Source organism: Streptomyces sp. NPDC006265 (genome assembly GCF_040613555.1).
In the GTDB taxonomy this organism is placed as follows: Bacteria; Actinomycetota; Actinomycetes; order Streptomycetales; family Streptomycetaceae; genus Streptomyces.
This window is the reverse complement of sequence record NZ_JBEXSH010001375.1, coordinates 1-1,519: the sequence shown is the minus strand read 5'-3', so window position 1 is coordinate 1,519 and position 1,519 is coordinate 1. Positions and strand designations below refer to the sequence as shown.

Below are 1,519 nucleotides of genomic sequence, written 5' to 3'. Positions count from 1 at the left end.
GGTCGGCTACCCGGCCGACGAACTGCTCGCCGCACGCAGCAAGGAGGCGCGGAACAAGCGGTCGTTGCCGTCGGCGGGCGTCCGCGCTCGCCCAGCGTCTGCAGACCACGGGAAGCCAGGAGCACGTCGCGCCGGTCTTCGCCGAGGCGGACCTGCTGCGCGCGTTCGCCGCCCGGCACGACCTCGCCGGTCAGGTCTCCGTCGCCCACCTGCTGCGGGCCACCACGTACGCCATCTCCGGCGACCTGCCCACCGCGGTCACCGAGGCCGACGCCCTCCTGGAACGGCTCCGGGCGCACGGCCCCGCATGGCACCTGCCCCGCACGTGCGGACTGCGCGGCCGGCTCCATCTCGTCCTCCAGGACCCCGAAGCCGCGTACACCGCCCTGGCCGAGGGCCTGCGCCTGGCGGCGGACTGGCCCGCCGAGGCGGTCGGCGCCACCCGCCTGCACGCCGACCTGGCCGAGGCCTGCCTGCGCCTGGGCCGGCCCGACGAGGCGCTGCGGCACCTGACGCGCTCGGCGGAGCTGGACCTGCGCCACGGCAGCCGCACCGACGCGTACTGCACCTACGGCAACGCCGCCCGGCTCAGCCTCGATCTGGGCCGCGTCGAGGACTGCATCGCGCTGCTGGACTCCCTGCTGGCCGAACCGGACGTGGCCGTCGGAGAGCTGGACGACCGGCTCGTCGCCCAGCTGCGCCTGACCCGGGCCCGCGCGCTGCACGAGGGGGAGGACCTCAAGGCCGCCACGGCGGAGTTGGTCGCCCTGGCCGCCGAGTCGGCCGGCTGGGACGACGACCCGGGCAGCCACGCCATGATCGCCGCGGAGACGGCCGTACTCCTCGCCGAGTCCGGGGAGTTCGGCCGGGCCCGTGCAGCCGCCGACCAGGCACTCGCCGCCCACGCCCGGGAGCCGCGCTACGAGCACCTCAGCAACTCCCTGCGCGAACTCGCCCGTCTCCAGGCGCAGCAGCAGGGCGCGGACGGCCTGCCCGACGCCCTCGCCCTCCTCGCCGACGCCGGCCGGGTCGCCGACGAGGCCCGCGCCGCCGGGCACGAGGCGCACGGCCGCTCCCTGGACACGGCCCTGGCCTACGAACACGGGCGGGTCAACGCCTACGCCGGAGCGTACGAGGACGCCCTGGTGGCCCTGGAGAAGTCCCTCGCCCTGCTCGGCGAGCCGGGACGGGAGGACGACCGGGCCGGTGAGTGGGCCGAGTGCGTCCGCCTCGCGGGCGCCGTGGAGGGCCTCTACCTGGAACGCCCCGTTCCCGCCCTCGCCCGTCTGGACGTGGCGATCAGCCGCCTGACCGCGCTCGGCCACACCGAGGAGACGGAGTCGCTGGTGTCCCTGGCGGCCCGGCTGCGCGACGAGGAGTGACGCGCGGGGCACGGGCCCGGGGCGGATCGCCGCCTCGGGTCCGTGCCCCGCGTCCTTCTCATCCGCTCCGGGTGCTCCGCGGTGCGCCGCCGGCGCTGTCACCCTTGGGGACGCCGGTCGAGCCGGAGGTGTAGAGG

1 pseudogene is annotated in these 1,519 nt (G+C 76.6%); it reads left to right on the top strand.

Features of this window, described 5'->3' with window-relative positions:
- Positions 1–1,382 (top strand): annotated as a pseudogene (locus tag ABZ281_RS49025) (hypothetical protein); the annotation flags it as partial.
- Between the last annotated feature and the right edge of the window lie 137 nt (positions 1,383–1,519).